Origin of the sequence: Shewanella sp. SM101 (assembly GCF_025654465.1) — a bacterium.
In the GTDB taxonomy this organism is placed as follows: domain Bacteria; phylum Pseudomonadota; class Gammaproteobacteria; order Enterobacterales; family Shewanellaceae; genus Shewanella; species Shewanella oncorhynchi.
Genome location: NZ_JAKKRH010000131.1, coordinates 1 through 930, shown reverse-complemented (window position 1 = coordinate 930; position 930 = coordinate 1). Strand labels below are relative to the sequence as shown.

The following is a 930-nucleotide window of genomic DNA, read 5'->3' as shown; positions in this document are numbered from 1 at the left end:
AGTAATCGTGGATCAGAATGCCACGGTGAATACGTTCCCGGGCCTTGTACACACCGCCCGTCACACCATGGGAGTGGGCTGCAAAAGAAGTGGGTAGCTTAACCTTCGGGGGGGCGCTCACCACTTTGTGGTTCATGACTGGGGTGAAGTCGTAACAAGGTAGCCCTAGGGGAACCTGGGGCTGGATCACCTCCTTACCTATACGACTAACTTAATGTTTGTTGAGTGTTCACACAGATTTGCTTGATAGAAGAAAGAGTAAAAGATAGACCTAGTTAAATAGGTTTATCAAAGATGGGTCTGTAGCTCAGCTGGTTAGAGCGCACCCCTGATAAGGGTGAGGTCGGTGGTTCAAGTCCACTCTGACCCACCAATCCTTCCTTCTCAGCGTTGGAAAGTGACTCGTTTAGTGAACTAAACGTCGCCACTGTCCGCCTTGATAAGAAATGATTGGCAAACCAATCCTTTTAGAGGTTTGGAACATCTTACTTACTCGCACTGCATGTAAATGGGGCTATAGCTCAGCTGGGAGAGCGCCTGCCTTGCACGCAGGAGGTCTGCGGTTCGATCCCGCATAGCTCCACCATTTACACCTTATTCTGACTTTATTGAAAAGTAATAAGGCATATGCACTATGGATAGAGATGCCAAAGATAAACTAAAAAATTATCTTTGGCTTTTTTAAGCCCGCTCTTTAACAATTTGGAAAGCTGATAGTATTTAATTGCATGAGTCTGTCATGTGATTAATTACAAAACGTTTAATGCGCAAGCATTGAACATGAGTTCTCAAACACTTTATTAAGTGTCTTGAATATTCAATAGTAAATTATTCTTTATTGAATAGTTTACGTCTAAGGCGCGTCCACTTCTTTGGTCAGAAGTGAGACAAGTAAAACCAAGCTGGTCGCAATGCGGCGCAGATGAGTGA

The 930-nt window shown here is 44.3% G+C and carries 2 tRNA genes and 1 rRNA gene; all 3 read left to right on the top strand.

The window, feature by feature from the left end:
* Positions 1-197 (top strand): 16S ribosomal RNA (locus L5M38_RS24215); the annotation flags it as partial.
* Positions 198-296: 99 nt separating this feature from the next.
* Positions 297-373 (top strand) — tRNA-Ile (locus L5M38_RS24210).
* Between the two features lie 137 nt (positions 374-510).
* Positions 511-586: transfer RNA gene (locus L5M38_RS24205), tRNA-Ala, on the top strand.
* The last annotated feature ends 344 nt before the right edge of the window (positions 587-930 follow it).